The following is an 18,520-nucleotide window of genomic DNA, read 5'->3' on the forward strand; positions in this document are numbered from 1 at the left end:
AATAATCACTCCGGCAAGATACTGCATTTCGGTCCAAGTCCCCTTTCTCATTACAAGGAAAGCAGGTATATATGAACAAATAGCAAGAGATACTATATAAAGTATTTTTTTATATAGCGAAATGCAAAGTGGAATCATATGGCGATATAGTTAAATATGGGAATTTCCACAAATTTCGCTATTTTCCTTGGATAAACTTAACATAAGTTTACAAAAATTTTGAGATTGATTAATATTCATCTCCTATAGTTAATAGTGAACAAATAAAAGGAGGGAATAGTGAATAATGGGTAGAGGTCTTACAAGAAAGGTGTCTATTATACTTATATTCTTTTTAATATTCACCAATGTTTCCAGTTACATACCGATCGCGAAGGCGAGTACTGATCAAGTCAAGGTGGACAGTAAAGCGGAGCAGGTATTGAAAAAGCCAGCAGAAACAACGTCGCAAAAAGAGGCAAAAGAGGAGCAAGAGAATAACGAAACTCTGACAGCAGATACAGAAGAATCAGCAACAGATGAAAATGAACCAGCAACAGATAACAAAGAAGAGGAAACATCAAAAGAGGAAAACTCCGCTACTAGTGACGAAAACACTAATCCAAAAGCTTCCGATGACAATGATATAACCGAGGAAAAAGAAGAATCTACCACAGAACCCACAGAAAAAGAGGAAAAAGCTGCACAAAAAGAAAATTCCGAAAAATCCAATCAAGATGAAACGGATAGCAAATCGAAAAATAAGGAAGAAAGGGAAGACCAGACCACTAAAGACGACAAGGCTAACAAAGCGCCAGCCGATGCAATTGATTTTCAAACACTTCCTGAACTATTAATCACAGAATTAATGCCAAATAATAGTGGAACAGATCAATTTGAATATTTTGAGGTGTACAATAATAGTGATCAAGCCGTGATGCTCGATTATTATACGATTGCACTACAGTATACGAATGATGATACACCTGATAGTCCGTTTACCTTTCCGAATGTGAGTATATCACCCGGTCAAACGCTTGTATTTTGGAATAACAATAATAATTTGACCATTGAACAGTTTAATGAACACTATCAAGCAGATTTAACGACCAATGATATCGTGATGTATGAAGGAACTAATCTTTACAATAGCGGCCAACGAGGAGTTGCATTAAAAGACGGAGAGGAAGTTATGGTATCTGTCAGCTATTTAGCAGAGGATATAGCTTCCGGTAAAGTCGTAAATTATCAATATTCACCGGAGTCGACTGAAATGCTGAAGTATCAGAAGGCACAAGCGCCGACACCTGGAACGATAGAATCTGCTCAGGTACCGGAACAAAGCGTGACCGTTGCGGAACATCAAGCTCCTGTTATCGAGCATACTCCTGTATCTGAGGCGGAACAGGGGCATGCACTGACTATCGAAGCGAGTATATCTGATGATAAGGATAAGCGCAATGCAACATTATATTATCGAATGAAGGATGAGACGGAATTTCAACCAATCAGTTTAGAAGCTGCGGAAGGTAATCGCTATTTAGCTACTATTGAAGCTGAAAAGGTGACAGAAGGTGTCTTAGAATACTATATTTCTGCCACGGATTCTAATCACAGAGTGAGGGTACCGGAAGAGAATGGACAAACTTTTCAGCTTATGGTGGAATCGACAGAAGAAACAGAAGAAGATTTTCAACATTATCCTCCACTGTTAATTACGGAGATCTCTCCAAATACTGCTGGCGGAGGGACTGATTATTTTGAATATTTCGAGCTCTATAACAATACTGATTCGACGTTATCATTAAATCAGTATGCGCAAATTTATTATTATACCGATTCAGGAGAAGAAGTATCCTTCCAAGTACCTTCTGTAGAAATTGAATCACAGGAAACACTCGTCTTTTGGTATAACAATGGAAATCATACATTGGACGATTTTAATCAGCAGTTTGCTACGAAACTATCGGAACAACAGCTAATTGAAGTGACCGATGATAATTTCCCCGGTTTTTCTAACGGTGGAGAACGTGCTTTGATTATACGGGATGTTGATAATGAACAGGTGATTTATGCCGATTATTTAGGTGAGGATAACGATAATAATGGCGGTGTCATCCAATACAAATATCCGTATCAAGGTACTGAGATGGTGAAGTGGGAATCATTAGCAAAAGCAACGCCAGGTACAGTAATGAAGGAACAAGTACCTGCCAATGTAGTAGAAATGACAGATGAAGGAGCGGACACGAACGCACCAGAAATTTCGCATGAACCAGTCTCATCAGCTGAGGCATTTTCTTCGGTGAAGATAGAAGCAAATATCTCAGATGACAAGGCGATTCCGAATGCGACATTGTATGTCAAAAATAAAACAACGGCTTATAAAAGTTTTGCAATGGAATCAAGTGCAGCAGCACCAAATCAATATACAGCAACCATTCCAGGGGAGCTGGTGGAAGGTGATGTGACCTATTATATTGCGGCTTCAGATGGCACCAACCAAGAAACGACAGACGAATTTACGATTGCCGTACAGCAGCCAGAGGTAGATACGGAATCCTTACCTCCTTTGCTCGTAACAGAAGTTGTTCCGGATTCCACTAATGTCGGCTCTGCTGATGGCTATGAGTATATAGAAGTCTACAATAATACGAATCAAGCTATTCCGTTTGAACATTATAAAATGCAGTACCGATATGGGACAGACCCTGAAAGTGATATAATCTGGCCGTCTATTCCAGATGATCTTGTCATTCCAGCAGGGGAAATACTTGTCTTTTGGATCATTAATGGCCAGAACAATGACAAAACAGTAGCAGATTTTAATGCGAATTATGGATCTCAATTAGAAGAAGACAAGAATATCGTACGAATTGAATCGGCAGGTATGGCCAATGGCAGCATGAGAGGGTTAATTGTTGCTTCGAATGTTGGCACGGAGCATGCCGTTGCCTATTATAACGATGAGGAAACAAAAGATGACACAACGCAGAATAAGGGAATTGTTTATAAGTTTCCAACAGATGGTTCAAACCAAATGGAAAAAGTAAGTTCCACCGAAAAAGAAGCAACACCAGGTGTGGTAGAAGCCTATCAAATTCCGTCTCAACCTGTTTCAGTAGAAATAGATCAAACAGAACCGCAAATAAAGGACATTACCTATATGGATTCTGTGACACAAACGAATGATTTGGATATTAAAGCAGAGGTGTCCGATCAAGAGGAGCTTAAAACCGTTGCCGTTTATTATCGAACAAATCATGACGAAACATTTCACAAAGCATTATTAGAAGAAGGAGAAGAACAAGCTATATTTACGCACCGCATCTATGCCCCAGAAATGGTCGGTAATGAAACGGTCGAATATTATTTCGAAGCATCAGACGGAACGAATCTTGTCAAAACAGATGTCAAAACGGTGACGATCGAAAATGATTTGGACACACGGCCAGTCCGATTAAATGTAAAAGAGAAACAGATTTTATCAGATACATTTGTGTTAAAAGGTACTTCGACGGCTGACCAACCAGAGAACGTACGAATGAAGATTGATGGTAATCAAGTAGAAAAGGATTTTCAGGCTGTGGAACATACTGCCTATTTTGCTTTTGAAGTAAGCGGCGTAAATACGTATTTCCAGAACGGTGTCACTATCGGGGATCAAGTCGTTTCTATTTTTGATGATTGGATTGCGCAGTGGGAAACAATTACTGTTCCAATAGACCCTTCTTATTTTGAAGTTGGTGACAATACGATTACGATCAGAGCTGGTAATAAAGCAAGCCCTTGGGAAGGTGATCCAGGTGAAAATCGTGACGACTACAATTTGCGTAATGTTCGCTTAGTCCTGGCAGATGGTACCGTGTTGACAGACGCAAGTCATCAGGATCCAGAGCAAGTATTAGATATGGGGGATGACGGAACAGAGCGGATTGCAGAAGATTTTACGTTTACTGTTTCCAAAGAAAATGCTCAATCTTTTGCCCATGAATGGGATACTACAAAAGTAGCAGATGGTGAACATCAGATAGAGGTTGCGGATTCCAATGACTCGTTAACGACCAAAGTGCTTGTGGATAATACTGCTCCAATGATCGAAACGACAATCGAAAATAATGAAAGCTACAAAGGTGAGTTCACGATTGACGCCATGATAACGGATGAAGTAGCGGGTGTTGAAACGATCAAGACGATGCTCGACGGAGATGAAATCGAGTTACCACATGAAGCAGCTACTGGTACATTAACACCAGGAAAGCATGTGTTATCTGTCACAGCAACAGATAAGGCCGGAAACACAACAGAACGTGAGCTTACCTTTTTTACGGAGGATGAAAATCCAAACGATCCGACCGATGAATCATCGATAACAGATGGCGATCCTAAGCTGAAGGTTCGTGTCGAAGATCCAACTGCTGATAAAGTAGATGTCGGTTTCTATCAAGGATATCAGTATACACCAGCAGATACAGACAATGTTACGTCTTATTTAGGTGCTTCACCGACAGAACCACCGAATACGAATGATACAGCAGATGCTAAACGTTTAAGTTCAGCAGATATCACATCTGTATCAGAAAAAGATGGCGATTATTTAGTGACGAATGATACAACAAAATTTCCTTACCATCGCTTTGATGTCACGCTTGATGAGACTATTGATGATAATGATACCGTTGAATTAGCTTGGACGGGACATTCATTAGAAGGTAGAAAAGTATCGATGTATGCCTGGAATATCGAGGCAGCACAGTGGGATTTGATCGACTATAAAATTGCTGGAGATACAGATTTTGATTTGAAAGGGACGGTCAAGGTTTCATCTTACAGTGAGAATCATCAAATTCAAGTTATGATTCAAGATGAAATTCCTTCAAGTAATGAAGATTATGACTATACGTTTGCCTGGTTGTCTGACACGCAGTATTACTCAGAGAGCTATCCTCATATTTATGATCGTCAAACTGATTGGATTGTCGAGAAACAAGAGGAAATGAAAATTGAATATGTGTTTCATAGTGGTGATTTAGTAGATGAAGCAGATAAAGAAGAACAGTGGCTGAACGCTGATGGATCAATGAGAAAATTAGATGATGCCAACATTCCTTACGGTGTCCTGGCAGGCAATCATGATGTGCTGCAAAAGACGGAAGATTATACAGAGTATTACAAATACTTTGGTGAAGACCGTTTTGCAGATGAATCCTATTATGGTGGTTCTTATTTAAACAACCGTGGACATTATGACCTTATCTCAACTGGTGGAAATGATTATATTATGGTCTATCTTGGCTGGGGAATCGATGACGATGGAATTGCCTGGATCAATCAAGTATTAAGTGAGCACCCCGGCCGGACAGCGATCTTAACGTTCCATGAATACTTGCAAGCAACGGGATCAAGACACCCATTAGGGGAAAAATTATATCAGGAAGTAGTATTGCCAAATGAGAATGTAGTAGCGGTTCTATCGGGACATTACCACGAAGCACAAACGTTAGTCGATGATATTGATGATGACGGAGATGGTGAGACAGATCGTCAAGTTTATCAGATACTAGCTGATTATCAGGCAGGTCCTGAAGGCGGACAAGGATACATGCGATTATTGCATTTTGATACAGATAATAATAGGGTGTTAGTTAATACGTATTCCCCTTATCTTGATGACTATAATTATTACGATACCGACGAATATCCAAATAAAGATGAATTTGTGATCAATATGGACTTGGAAGCAAAAGAGAAACAAGTGGCGACCGATTATTTTGCTGTGAATGTGTATACCGACAACGAAATTGATACGGTTGAGAATGTCGAAAGTGGTCAAACAGCGGAGGTGACTTGGACTGGACTAACAGAAGGGGAACGATATTTCTGGTATGTCAACCTGATGGATGACTACACAGGTACCACTCGTTCTTCGATATTTAGTTTTGTAAAAGGAGAGGATACCGACGGTGAGGTTGATCCGGAGCCAGATCAGGATAAAGATCATGAAACTGATCCAGGTTCAAAATCTGAGGCAGACCAAGAATCAGGTTCAGATACAAAACCAACACCTGTGCCAGATGACGATAATGATAATCAACCAACTGAAAAACAAACAGCTGACAAGGATAAAACAAGTGTAAATAATGATTCGGATTATCATGATAGTGCCGGTAATAATTTGCCGGAAACTGCAACTAATATCTTTAAATATTTATTGTTCAGTATGATTATACTTAGCATAGGTATGGTATTATTGCTAATAAGAGATGAAAAAGTTAAAGCATGATGATACGAGCTCAGGTGGAGAAAACCATTTGAGCTCTTTTTTCATAAGGATAGAATAATTTTTCGTTGATGTATAAAATATGAACCACTCAGTTGATAGAAAACGCCGATTATCATGATCATATTTCGCAAAAAGAAATGGTGCCCTCAAAGTGTGGGACAAAGAAATAGAAGGATAACGATTGAATTAATGTGAACGCTAACGGAAGAGGAATGGTATATTGGTTGCATGTGTCAACATATTATGATGAGAAGGTGAATGAATGGTTAAGTCATTAGTAACATGGTTGTTAGTTATTGTAATAGGATTTTTATTCTTTGTAATATCGCAAGTACCATTTCAAATGGGGTTAGTTGGCGGTTATAAAGGATTTAATCTTGCTATAATAGGTTTTGTCCAGGTCGGTTTAGTGATACCACTTCTATACTTTGGATTAAGGAAGTTAAAGCTTAATTTTCGAAACATAGGTTTCACAGCAACTAACTGGCGAAAAGATGTGTGGTTAGGAACATGTGTAGCAATTGCCTGGATATTGATCCAGTTTCTTTGGATATTTCCGAATACTGGGGGTGCTTCAAGACCTGATATTGACAATATTTTAACCATGATCGATCATCAATGGATCAATGTATTATGGTATGTTCCGCTAGGAGTTTTGGGAGGCGGGATTACGGAAGAGTTATATAATCGAGGCTTTTTTATTGGAGGATTGGCTAAAATATTCGGATCGTCTAAATTGGTTATTTCCATAGCAGCATTTGGATCTATCATCTTTTTCGCGATAGGACATTTACCTAGTAGTATGGTGGAATGGATAGATATTGTAATTCCAAGTACTGCTTATACACTTATATATATTTACACTAAACGCTTAACAGCTGCTATAATAGCACATAGTCTTTGGAACGTGATGGTAGTCGTGATAATAATGATAGTATATGGATAAAAAAAGAAACCAAATGCTTGATTTGGCTTCTTATTGTCATACTATTAGATGTAATACAATTTAAAGTTAATATCCTGATCATGGTTACCGAATTCGCGGCCAAATAATGTGACACCGCCGATGTTTTCGGCATCTTCTTTTACTTCTACACGAAACTTCCAGCCCTCTGAAGACGTATCTAAATCATGAATGGTGATATCAGACATTGGTTCCCCATCCATATACGTACCGTGTGACGTAATTCGGATTGTTTTTAACAAGCCGTATTGATTGAGATTATGAGGCCACCAGTCCGGATTGTATTTTCCTCTGGTATCGGCGAAATCTCCAGGGCTTTGCCATGTACCTAATTCCATATCATTCAGCGTGAAAGTAATATCAGATGGCCAAACCTCATTGGAAAATGGAAATTCAGATGATATTTCAAAGCTGATGTCCATTTGTTGCAACTGATCTTCTTCATTCAAATAATTAGGTGTTTTATACTCGAGAAAACCTTGTGTAAACCACAGGATGCGTGCATCCATCCGTTGTGGATCCATGAAAAATTTCGTTTGGTCAACAGGTCCGATAAAATCCTTCGTCGTTGCTAAGCCACATGTTGGAACAACGTGATAGTCTGTGTAGTGACCGACCGGAATTGCTGTCTCGTATGTAGCAAAGGAATGATAAATCTTTTTTGGGAAATTGATTTCAATATGGTCCACTTTTAGAATCGAAATTCGCTGCAGACCAGATTTGCCTGGAATTTTTTCTGTTCGAATAATACCAGCGCGTTCTAATTTCTCAATATGCTTTGTGACAATCGGACTACTGATCCCCAATGCACTGGAGAGATCTTTAATATTCATTTTGTTCTTAGACAATAACTGGATAATTTCCAGTCTGACTTGACTCGCTAATGCTTCATATACGGGTAAGGATGATTGATCTATTTCTAATTGCATAAGTATCACCAACTACTTTCTACGTACTAAATTACAATATGTTAATTATCACACATTATGCGTTATATTTCTATCATAATATATTATGTCATATTTTGTAATGGTTTTCACGTCTTTCTCAAAAAATTCTTGTCTTATTCCTGTTTATTTTGGGTATAACAAAGGTAGGTATTCAAAAAAACGAGGTGGTCATTTGCTATTTTCTTTCATTATTCTGGTTGTACTAATACTCATCAATGCATTTTTTGCCGCATCTGAAATTTCGTTAGTGGCATTAAATGATAATAAAATAAAAAAGCGGGCAGAGCAAGGCGATAAAAAATCGATAAAACTTCAAGCGTTATTAGCAGAGCCTGGCCGTTTTCTAGCTACGATTCAAATTGGTATTACATTGGCAGGTTTTATGGCCAGTGCCTTCGCAGCAGACCGATTCGCAGGTCCATTAGCAGAATGGCTGGTCGATATCGGTGTTCCTGTAACATTATCCTTACTTCAATCGATCGCTGTGGTGACTATTACCATTCTTTTATCCTACTTTACACTCGTAATCGGGGAGTTAGTACCGAAACAGTTGGCACTGCAAAAGGCAGAAGCGATTGCCTATAAAACTGTCACACCACTTTCAGTATTATTTAAAATCAGCTTTCCTTTTGTCAAAATCCTGAATGTTTCAACCAATCTGATCGTGAAGATGTTTGGTGTTGATCCGAATGCGAAACAAGATGAAGCAAACGAAGAAGAAATTCGGATGTTAGTCGATATCGGTGGGGAAAAAGGGACTATTGAAAACGATGAAAAGAGAATGATTCATAATATCTTTGAATTCAACGATAAAACCGTTTCGGATGTGATGACCCATCGAACTGATATTTCGGCGATCAATAAAAAGGACAGTACAGAAGAAATATTAATGATTATTAACGAAAAACGATATACACGTTTCCCTGTTTATGAAGGAGATATAGATCATATTATCGGGATATTACATATCAAGGAAATGTTTACTTTTCTTCAATCAAAAGAGGAATCGTGGCATCATCTGTTGCGCAAACCTTATTATGTAATGGAATCACAGCCAATCGATACTGCTTTTCGAGACATGAGAAAGCATAACATCCATATTGCGATCGTCGTCGATGAATATGGTGGTATTGATGGATTAGTTACCATTGAGGATATGGTCGAAGAAATTGTCGGGGAAATATTAAGCGAACATCACCTGCCTGGTGAGGATGAATCAAGCAGCTTGAAGAAAGTGAATGAGCATCAATATGAAGTAGAAGGAACAACGAACCTCTATTTATTAGAAGATGCTTTTCATCTGGAGTTACCATCTGAAGAATTTGAAACCATCAATGGATTTATGGTGCATCAGCTTGGTTATATTCCTAAATTGCACGAGCGACCAACTGTTACGTACAAAAATGTAACCTTTAAAACAGAAGAGATGTCCGATTATCGAATTGAGAAAGTATTGATTACATTAGATGCAGGAGGGGAAAAAACGTGAGTACGTATCAAAAATCCAAGCAAGAGGTGTTGGAAAAATGGGAGGTTGAGCCTTCCAAAGGTTTATCAGACAATGAAGCCAGTAATCGGCTGGAGCAGGAAGGGTACAATGAAATTGCAGATAAAGAAAAAGTTCCGACATGGAAGCTCTTTTTAGAAACATTTAAAGATGCAATGGTGGTCGTTCTTCTCATCGCTGCGATCGTTCAGCTGTTATTAGGAGAAATTATTGAATCCATCATCATCTTTGTCGTCATTTTATTGAACTCTGTCATTAGTGTAGTGCAAACGAAAAAAGCGGAAAGTTCATTAGAAGCGTTACGGGATATGTCAGCACCAGAAGCGAAGGTCATACGTGATGGCACGAACCAGACGATCATGGCACGCGAGCTTGCACCTGGAGATATTGTGTTGTTGGAAGCTGGTGATTATATTCCAGCAGATGGTCGCTTAATCGAAGCGGAATCGTTAAAGATCAATGAAGGCATGCTGACAGGAGAATCTAATGCAGTTGATAAAATCACTGATCCAATTACAGAAGAAGTATCAATTGGTGATCAGACAAATATGGTGTTCTCCAGTTCACTCGTCGTCAATGGCCGTGGTACCTTTGTTGTAACAGCGACAGGTGAGAAGGCGGAAATCGGTAAGATTGCTGAAATGATCGAAACTGCCGAAGCCAAAGAAACGCCGTTACAACGAAAGCTGGATGACTTTAGTAAAAAACTTGGTATTGTGATTTTATTACTCTGCGTATTAATTTTTGCTGTTCAAGTCGGTCGATTATTTTTTAGTGATGCTGACGTAGATATGACGCAAGCTGTCCTTGATGCCTTGATGTTCTCGGTGGCAATAGCGGTTGCGGCAATTCCAGAAGCATTGCAATCGATTGTCACGATTGTATTATCGGTAGGTACCAACAAAATGGCCAAACATCATGCGATTATTCGCCGTTTGCCAGCAGTTGAAACCTTAGGCTCAACCAGTGTGATCTGTACAGACAAAACCGGTACATTGACGAAAAATCAAATGACCGTTACCGAAGCCTATCTTCCGGGAGTGAAAGACGCGTTTGATGGGGAAAAATGGACGAAAGCAGAGCAATTGCTGATTCAAACCGCGGCGTTGTGTAACGATTCTTATATTAATGAAGATAATAACGAGATTGGTGATCCAACAGAAATTTCGCTGATCCGTCTCGCAAATGAACAAAATGAACCATACAAAGCATTGCGGGAAAATCATGGCCGTGAAGCGGAGTTACCATTTGATTCTGATCGGAAAATGATGTCAACGGTCCATACGATCAACGGAGAGCGACTTATGCTGATTAAGGGTGGACCAGATGTGATGCTCGACCGTGCCAGCCATCTGCTCGCAGGTGATGAAGAACAGTCTCTAACAAATGAGTGGAAAACGAAGCTCGAGGAACAGAATGAGAACTATTCCAGACAAGCATTACGTGTGTTAGCCTTTGGTTACAAGAAACTTGAGGAAGGTCAATCGATTTCGCTTGACGATGAACAAGATTTTACCTTAATCGGCTTTACTGCCATGATGGATCCGCCTCGTGACGCTGTTTACGGCTCGATTGAAGAAGCGAAAAAAGCAGGGATTAAGCCTGTTATGATTACTGGCGATCATAAGACAACAGCAGAGGCAATCGGTAGAGATATCGGATTAATGGGAGAAGACGATTTTGCTGTTACGGGTAAAGAGCTTGATAAGATGTCAGAGCAAGAATTAAATGAGAAATTAGAGCACATTTCTGTCTATGCACGGGTTTCACCAGAGAACAAAATCCGGATTGTGAAAGCTTGGCAGCACAAAAATCAGATTACAGCCATGACAGGGGACGGGGTAAATGATGCACCCGCTTTAAAACAAGCTGATATTGGAATTGGAATGGGCAGTGGAACCGATGTGGCAAAAGATGCAGCAGCGATGATTTTAACCGATGATAACTTCGTGTCGATAGTGAAAGCAGTCAGTGTCGGACGGACTGTATTTGATAACATTAAGAAGTCGATTGCTTACCTTTTTGCCGGAAATTTGGGTGCTATCATCGCAATACTGTTCGCGGTTATCATGAATTTGGCAAACCCTTTTACTGCCTTACAATTACTTTTTATTAACCTTGTCAATGATTCGTTACCAGCCATTGCACTAGGGATGGAAAAATCAGAACCGAATGTGATGAAACGAAAACCAAGAAAAATTGATGAGGGTATATTTGCAGGAGGCACGATGCGCTCTGTAATCATTCGCGGCTTGTTAATCGGTGTGGCAGTTATTATCTCCCACTATATCGGTCTGCAGCACTCTGAAGAAATGGGTGTGGCGATGGCCTTTACAACACTTATTTTATCGCGTACGCTGCAAACCTTCCCGGCCAGATCCAACGTGCAGACGGCATTTGGTGCTGGATTTTTTGAAAATAAATATGTACTCGGTGCCGTACTGGTTGGATTTGTTTTATATTCGATTACGATTATGCCGTTCGCTAGAGGCGTGTTTCATATTCCAGAAAGCTTCGGCTGGAGTGAAATGGCCATTGCTACAGGCCTAGCAGTAGCGAGTGTGCTGTTAATGGAAGTAGTCAAGATGTTCCGAAATAAATAAGCACGGGAAGAAACAGACACCATGTTAATGTGTCTGTTTCTTTCGTCCCACAACCTTGCAAATTATGTTAAAATAAATGTAAAGGTTTTCATTTTTGAGGAGTGGTGAATCGATGAAAGTGTTAGTGACCGGCGCGAATAGAGGTTTAGGATTGGCGTTAGTACAACAGGGACTCGCTCAAGGACATATTATGTTTGCTGCTGTCCGTTCGGTAGCGGAACAACATATTAAGGAATTACAACAACTAAAAGCTATCTTCGAAGGACAGTTGCGCATTATTCATATGGATGTCACGAATGAAAAATCAGTCAAACAGGCTGCTGATGCGGTTAAATGGACGGATCAGTATTTGGATGTGGTCATTAATAATGCCGCTGTATTGAATGAACGTGAATCCACGATCGAAGAATTGGATATCCATGCCTGTTCACAAGCGTTCGATGTGAATACGCTCGGACCATTGCGTGTAGTTAAACATTTTTTTCCATTATTGAAAGTGGGTATAGAAGAGCGAGTATCCGACACACAGGCTATTCTGAATATCAGCTCAGAAGCAGGAAGTATAACGAATACCGGACCTCTCGATTATCCGTACGGGATGAGTAAAGCTGCATTAAATATGCTGACAGTAAAATTAAAGCGTTATTTACAACAGGATGACATTGCAGTGATTTCCATTCACCCTGGCTGGATGCAAACCGATATGGGTGGAAATCAAGCACCTAAAGACCCGAATGAAACGGCGGAAAATCTATATACCCTGTTGAAAAAAGGTAAGAATAACGAATCTTTCTCCTTTGTAGACGACACTGGAAAACAGATGTCGCTTTAATAATAAAACTTTTTTGTGAGATACTAACACCTCAACGTACTTGTTGTGGTGTTTTTTTATTTTAGGAAAATTTCCTTTCAAAATAGGGCTCCTATAATACAGATTATGTCTAGCTAAGTGGTAATTTTGAATTGATTCAAGTGCTGGGAATACCGCTCCGGCCAACCACTTCGCGTCCTGCGGGGCACGGCTGAAGCTAACTTTGTAAAGAAAAGCACTTCACAAAGTGGATCTTCAGCACCTGCACAATCCCGCGGGAGTCTACGTGGTTGGCCTGCGCTAATGCTAGGCTCTACAACTGATGTAAGAGGTAGCATTTTGAGCGCTATCATACTTGATTAAATCATGTATAATGCTTAGCACAACTGCTTTTAGCTGTTCCATAAGTTGTAGCACTTCACTGAAGCGTAGGAAATATGCTGAAACTCCACATGCGTCAGCGCGAGCTGTAGATCCACTTTCTCTGTGATTGTGTCTACTAGTATCGCTTCAAAGCGGGCCTCCTCGGCACAAGGCAGCAAAGAAGTAATTCTAGTAGTAGCCTAGCTGAAGCCATGCTCCACAGGACGCAGAGCATATTTCCGGAGCTTTGCTAAGCGTATAAATCCTATCAAAATAACCACATTGTCATATAGTTCCACTTTACATAAATCGTATTATAGGTAGCTTCCTAAAGTTAGTTAGAGAAGAGTTCTGGCAAGTTATTCTTTAGTGAATTTGACAATCTTCCCTAATTCGCGCATAGATATATTGCTCTTTTCATAACTAAATATATATCCTTTCAATTCACTGAAAGAAAATAGTATAATGAGACTAAAGAGAGAAAGGGGTAGTCATCGTGATGCGTGCTTTAGTTTTACAATCAGATTTTGGAATAGAGGATGGTGCGGTTAGTGCCATGAAAGGTGTAGCGCATGGTGTAAGTAAGGTGATTCCGATTTATGATAATACACATGATATACCGCCATTCGATATTTGGGCAGCCTCTTATCGCTTGCTGCAGACTGTAGCCTATTGGCCTGTTCATACCGTTTTTGTATCTGTAGTAGACCCTGGAGTTGGATCAGAACGCAAAAGTGTGGTGGTCAAAACGAACAGTGATCAGTTTATCGTAACGCCAGACAATGGCACATTAACACATATTGCAAAAAAGGTGGGGATCCAGGCAATTCGTGAAATCGACGAGAATGTCAATCGATTGCCACAATCTGGGGCCTCTCATACTTTCCACGGTCGCGATATATATGCGTATACCGGAGCAAGGTTAGCAGCAGGTGTCATCGCATTTGATGAAGTAGGGCCTGCATTGCAAGTAGAAGATGTAATTAGCTTACCGCTTTATGAACCACAGTTGAGAGAAGACAGTATTTTAGGAACGATTGATATCTTAGATGTACGTTTTGGCAATCTATGGACTAATATTCCGAGAGAGCTCTTTTTACAATTAGGTGTTGATTATGATGAAGCGGTGGAAATTGAGATTGTTAATAATGTCAGAAGTGTTTATCGTAATAAAATGACATTTGGTCGCTCTTTTGCCGCGATTCAGCTCGGTGAGCCTGTGTTATATGTGAATTCATTAGATAATATGGCAATTGCGATTAATCAGGGCTCATTTGCGAAAGCCTATAATATCGGAACCGGTTCAAATTGGAGAATAAATATTAAGAAAAAGAGTTAAGGGGATCAATCGATGTTCAGCTTGTTAACAGAATTAAAATACTTATTTAAAAGATTTGTCCTCATAGCTAATGTATTACCTGCACTGTTAGGTTTTATAATTGCAGCTAGATATTATGACATTTCATTTATAGATTACTTGCTTCCTTTTGGCTTATTACTTGTCGGAAGCGGGATGCTGGTAGCCGGTGCTTTAACATTAAATAACTGGCTAGAGGCCGATGTGGATAAATTAATGGAACGAACAAAACAACGTCCTACTGTAACGGGCTCTTTATCATTAAAGACAATACTGGGACTTGGGATAGCCCTGAGCGTCATAGGACAAGCTATGTTATTTTTTATTAACTTAGAAGTTGCTATTTACGGCTTTATCGGCTGGTACACATACGTTGTTGTCTATACCGTCTGGACGAAGCGAAGGGTGACGTGGAATACGCATGTTGGCAGCTTATCAGGAGCTGTCACGCCGTTAATGGGATGGGCTGTCGTGGATAGCACGATACATTCAATTCCGCTCAGTCTGTTCGCGGTCATGTTCCTATGGCAAATGCCACATACGTATGCCATCTCCATTCGTAAATATGATGATTATGCGAGAGCAGGACTGAAGATGCTCCCTGTCGTGAGAGGGTACGATGTAACCGTAAGACGGACAAATATTTACCTTGGTTTACTCCTCTTGATTCCATTATTCGTATCAGGATTCAGCCCCATTTTTTATATCCTCGTCACGGTCGTCAATATCAGCTGGCTAGTAATTGGCTTAAGTGGATTTAAAACAGGGTCGATTAAAAAGTGGGCGAATTTATTGTTTGCAAGTTCACTAGCTTATTTATTGACGGTATTTCTTCTGTATGTGATATTTGTATAGCTTTCAGCTCAAGTGGCCATAAAAGTAGCGAAAGTGGCCGTAAAACATTCAAAAGTGGCCATAAAATAAAAAACCGGAGCGTGCGTAGCTCCGGTTTTTCTTAATCATCATCATTTTTACGTGAGATCGAAATCATATCGCCGGTATAAGCGTCAATTTCCAACTCGACTTTTTCATTGTTAGTGGTACGGATTTCAATTTCATAATAGGTTTGACCGTCGTCTTCATCCAATTCAAATTCAATGATGTCACCATCATATTCCTCTAACGCAATCGATCTTGCTTCGTCACTTGATATTAATGCTTGCTTATTGGACTGTGCTGCATCATCAGAAGGTTGGTTGTTCGTGTCGTCCTGAGCAGTACCATCAGCTGAGTCGTCTTGTGATTGATCATCTTTAGCAGCTGTGGACTGGTTGTTTGTCATTTTTTCATCAAGTTCCAGGATCTCCCCAGTTTCGGCATCAATGGTTAAATCGTAGTGACGGTCCGTTCCTTCTATATCAATTTCATATACTTTTCGGTTATTTTCTTCTTCTAATTCGATTTCTTTGATATCACCAGAAAACTGGCTGGTTGCTTTTTGTTTCGCTTCATCCTCTGACAAGTAAGCGCTCGCCTGATTGGATGTGAATTGAAGAATACCAAGAACAGCACCGACTACAACTAACCCTGTAAGAATAATATAAAACGTTTTGTTTTTCATAACTCATCTCTCCTTTTCTTTGTTAGTTATAGTCTATCCAATCACTATGAGTGCATCGTGAGAGGAAAATGAGAATTTGATGAGAAAATAAATAGTGTTTTCTTATTTAGGAATCTCTATCGTAAAGGTAGAACCATTGCCGGGCTGACTGTCCAGCTTGATATCACCACCATGTAATTGTACGATCTGATGACAAATCGCAAGCCCCAATCCTGTACCGCCTGCTTGCCTGCTTCTTGCTTTATCCACACGATAAAATCGTTCAAATATCTGCTTTTGATCCTCTTCTGCTAACCCTTCTCCTTGATCTGTAATCGAAAGGTGTATATGGCTATCAGACTCCTTAATCTGGACTAGAACATCCTCATCACTGTATTTACAAGCATTATCCATTACAATATAGATAGCCTGTTGTATCTTTGACCGATCCGCACTGATCGTAACATCATTAGCGGTATGCTGGGTGAACTTGATTTCACGTTGATATGCTGTTGATAGCGAACGGACAACATCCCGTGTCATTTCACTTATATTGATTGGTGTCATGGATATGCTTTCCTGTCCCTGATTCTTGGCCAAAAGAAGCATTTGCTCAGTTAAGTGATTCATCCGCTCTGCTTCAGATAAAATTGCACCCGTCGCCTCATCAAATATTTCCGGTTTATCTTTTCCGCGTCGGTGTAACAATTCTGTGTAGCTCGTGATTACTGACAGTGGGGTACGTAATTCATGAGAAGCATCGGAAACAAATCGGTCCTGGTTTTCGATATTTTCATTGATTCGTTCAATCATGGCGTTATAAGCTTGCTGCATCTGGCTGATTTCATCATTGTTTTTTTGATGGAGTGATAACTTTTCCCATTTGCCATGGTGCGGATTTCGCTTCATTTCGGTTGTCAATGATTGTACCGGTTTTGTCACCAATTTGGCCAGATAATAGCCCGCAACAAGTGCTGGAATCAGCATTAAACCAGCAGATAAAAAGAGGACAATCCGTAAAATAGACAGGCCATCCTCCATGGCGTACAATGCTTCGCTGACCTGTAACGTCACAATCGATCCATCGGTCCAAATCAGAGGAACAGCAATTTGTGCATAAGGACTACCATCTGCACTAGTCGCCAAACGTTGCTCTTCTGTTTTTGTATAATGAGAAGGCCAGTTAAGAAACGACGGTTCTTTTGCTTTCTCATCTATCATCTCGCCTTGTGGGTCAATGATCCGAATCATACTGTTAGCAGGAAGCAATGCTTGTAGCAGTCGTTCGTTTTCAATATCTGCTGTCTTGTTTTTAGCAATGGCTTCCATAATATTTTCGACATCATTGTGGACGCGATTTAGTTCATTTTCACTGACTCTGTTTTCATAAAGAAGATAAACAGCACTATTTATAATCAAAATGACAAGTATTAAGAAAACGGTCAGAAAGATTTGGATTTTTGTACGTAATTTCATGATTTTGCATCCTTTATTGTATAGCCTACACCACGGATCGTCTGAATGGTGTTTTTTTGAAAAGGTTTGTCGATTTTGTTGCGAAGATAACGGATATACACATCAACAACATTGGTATCCCCAGCATAATCAAAGCCCCATACGTGCTCAAGCAATTGTTCTCTCGTTAATACTTGGTTTTTATGTTGTAATAAAAACACCAATAAATCGTATTCGCGTGGGGTCAGTTCGATTAGCTGTGTACTGCGCGTCACATCTCTTGCCTGTAAGTCGATCGTTAAGTCGTCAAAGCCAAGCAGATGATCTTCGGTCTGAGCTGGTACTTTCTGTCGTAACTGAGCGCGAATTCTTGCTAATAATTCTTCCATTTGAAAAGGCTTGGTTATGTAATCATTTGCGCCCAGGTCCAGACCAGACACCTTATCATGCACTTCACCTCTTGCCGTTAACAACAGAATAGGTGTCATACTGTCGGTTTTTCGGTAGCGTCTTAAAATTTCTAATCCGCTCATTCCTGGAAGCATAATATCTAACAAAAGCAAATCATATGTATGTTGCTGCAACAGTTGAAAAGCAGTCTGCCCGTCATGGGCGGTTGTCGTTTGATAATTCTCATAACCGAGTTCCAACTCCACAACACGTGCCAGCTTTTCTTCATCTTCTACGATAAGAATATGTGTCATCCGT

11 protein-coding genes are annotated in these 18,520 nt (G+C 39.9%); 7 read left to right on the forward strand and 4 right to left on the reverse strand.

All coding sequences use genetic code 11. The features are described from left to right. Window positions 1–286: 286 nt before the first annotated feature. Window positions 287–6,262 (forward strand): lamin tail domain-containing protein, encoded by a 5,976-nt coding sequence (locus MUN88_RS11255; RefSeq protein WP_244715045.1) that lies wholly within the window; start codon window positions 287–289, stop codon window positions 6,260–6,262. A 262-nt stretch (window positions 6,263–6,524) separates the two neighbouring features. After that, window positions 6,525–7,208: a CPBP family intramembrane glutamic endopeptidase gene (locus MUN88_RS11260; protein ID WP_244715047.1), complete on the forward strand. Its 684-nt coding sequence runs from the start codon at window positions 6,525–6,527 to the stop codon at window positions 7,206–7,208. Between the two features lie 44 nt (window positions 7,209–7,252). On the opposite strand, the gene MUN88_RS11265 is transcribed toward MUN88_RS11260, so the two are convergent. Beyond that, on the reverse strand, window positions 7,253–8,155 hold the full coding sequence (locus MUN88_RS11265) for an ArsR/SmtB family transcription factor (RefSeq protein ID WP_244715049.1): 903 nt from the start codon (window positions 8,153–8,155) through the stop codon (window positions 7,253–7,255). A gap of 193 nt (window positions 8,156–8,348) precedes the next feature. Here MUN88_RS11265 and MUN88_RS11270 point away from each other — a divergent pair, with 193 nt between their 5' ends. The 5 genes from MUN88_RS11270 to cyoE all read left to right on the forward strand — a co-directional run bounded on the left by MUN88_RS11270 (window position 8,349) and on the right by cyoE (window position 15,672). Further along, on the forward strand, window positions 8,349–9,665 hold the full coding sequence (locus MUN88_RS11270) for a hemolysin family protein (RefSeq protein ID WP_244715051.1): 1,317 nt from the start codon (window positions 8,349–8,351) through the stop codon (window positions 9,663–9,665). Beyond that, window positions 9,662–12,286 carry a cation-translocating P-type ATPase gene (locus MUN88_RS11275; protein ID WP_244715053.1) on the forward strand — a complete coding sequence of 875 codons (2,625 nt, stop codon included), beginning with the start codon at window positions 9,662–9,664 and terminating at the stop codon, window positions 12,284–12,286. Before MUN88_RS11270 ends, MUN88_RS11275 begins: the two co-directional genes overlap by 4 nt. Before the next feature lie 112 nt (window positions 12,287–12,398). Further along, complete coding sequence (locus MUN88_RS11280) at window positions 12,399–13,118, forward strand: SDR family oxidoreductase (RefSeq protein ID WP_244715055.1); 720 nt, start codon at window positions 12,399–12,401, stop codon at window positions 13,116–13,118. A gap of 835 nt (window positions 13,119–13,953) precedes the next feature. Further along, complete coding sequence (locus MUN88_RS11285; protein ID WP_244724472.1) at window positions 13,954–14,799, forward strand: SAM hydrolase/SAM-dependent halogenase family protein; 846 nt, start codon at window positions 13,954–13,956, stop codon at window positions 14,797–14,799. Window positions 14,800–14,811: 12 nt separating this feature from the next. After that, complete coding sequence (gene cyoE, locus MUN88_RS11290; protein WP_244715057.1) at window positions 14,812–15,672, forward strand: heme o synthase; 861 nt, start codon at window positions 14,812–14,814, stop codon at window positions 15,670–15,672. Window positions 15,673–15,772: 100 nt separating this feature from the next. Here cyoE and MUN88_RS11295 read toward each other — a convergent pair whose 3' ends face one another. The 3 genes from MUN88_RS11295 to MUN88_RS11305 all read right to left on the reverse strand — a co-directional run bounded on the left by MUN88_RS11295 (window position 15,773) and on the right by MUN88_RS11305 (window position 18,516). Continuing rightward, on the reverse strand, window positions 15,773–16,378 hold the full coding sequence (locus MUN88_RS11295) for a PepSY domain-containing protein (protein WP_244715059.1): 606 nt from the start codon (window positions 16,376–16,378) through the stop codon (window positions 15,773–15,775). A 102-nt stretch (window positions 16,379–16,480) separates the two neighbouring features. Then, window positions 16,481–17,833, reverse strand: a complete 1,353-nt coding sequence (locus MUN88_RS11300; RefSeq protein ID WP_244715061.1) for a sensor histidine kinase — start codon at window positions 17,831–17,833, stop codon at window positions 16,481–16,483. Then, window positions 17,830–18,516: a response regulator transcription factor gene (locus tag MUN88_RS11305; protein ID WP_244715063.1), complete on the reverse strand. Its 687-nt coding sequence runs from the start codon at window positions 18,514–18,516 to the stop codon at window positions 17,830–17,832. The genes MUN88_RS11300 and MUN88_RS11305 overlap by 4 nt, the downstream gene beginning before the upstream one ends. Window positions 18,517–18,520: the final 4 nt, after the last annotated feature.

It is taken from the genome of Gracilibacillus caseinilyticus, assembly GCF_022919115.1.
Lineage (GTDB): Bacteria > Bacillota > Bacilli > Bacillales > Amphibacillaceae > Gracilibacillus > Gracilibacillus caseinilyticus.

What these genes read in the sequence shown, in the direction of transcription:
- cyoE (WP_244715057.1), top strand. Translation starts at nt 14,812, where the DNA reads ATGTTCAGCTTGTTAACAGAATTAAAATACTTATTTAAAAGATTTGTC.
- MUN88_RS11300 (WP_244715061.1), bottom strand. Translation starts at nt 17,833, where the DNA reads ATGAAATTACGTACAAAAATCCAAATCTTTCTGACCGTTTTCTTAATA.
- MUN88_RS11295 (WP_244715059.1), bottom strand. Translation starts at nt 16,378, where the DNA reads ATGAAAAACAAAACGTTTTATATTATTCTTACAGGGTTAGTTGTAGTC.
- MUN88_RS11265 (WP_244715049.1), bottom strand. Translation starts at nt 8,155, where the DNA reads ATGCAATTAGAAATAGATCAATCATCCTTACCCGTATATGAAGCATTA.
- MUN88_RS11305 (WP_244715063.1), bottom strand. Translation starts at nt 18,516, where the DNA reads ATGACACATATTCTTATCGTAGAAGATGAAGAAAAGCTGGCACGTGTT.
- MUN88_RS11255 (WP_244715045.1), top strand. Translation starts at nt 287, where the DNA reads ATGGGTAGAGGTCTTACAAGAAAGGTGTCTATTATACTTATATTCTTT.
- MUN88_RS11280 (WP_244715055.1), top strand. Translation starts at nt 12,399, where the DNA reads ATGAAAGTGTTAGTGACCGGCGCGAATAGAGGTTTAGGATTGGCGTTA.
- MUN88_RS11260 (WP_244715047.1), top strand. Translation starts at nt 6,525, where the DNA reads ATGGTTAAGTCATTAGTAACATGGTTGTTAGTTATTGTAATAGGATTT.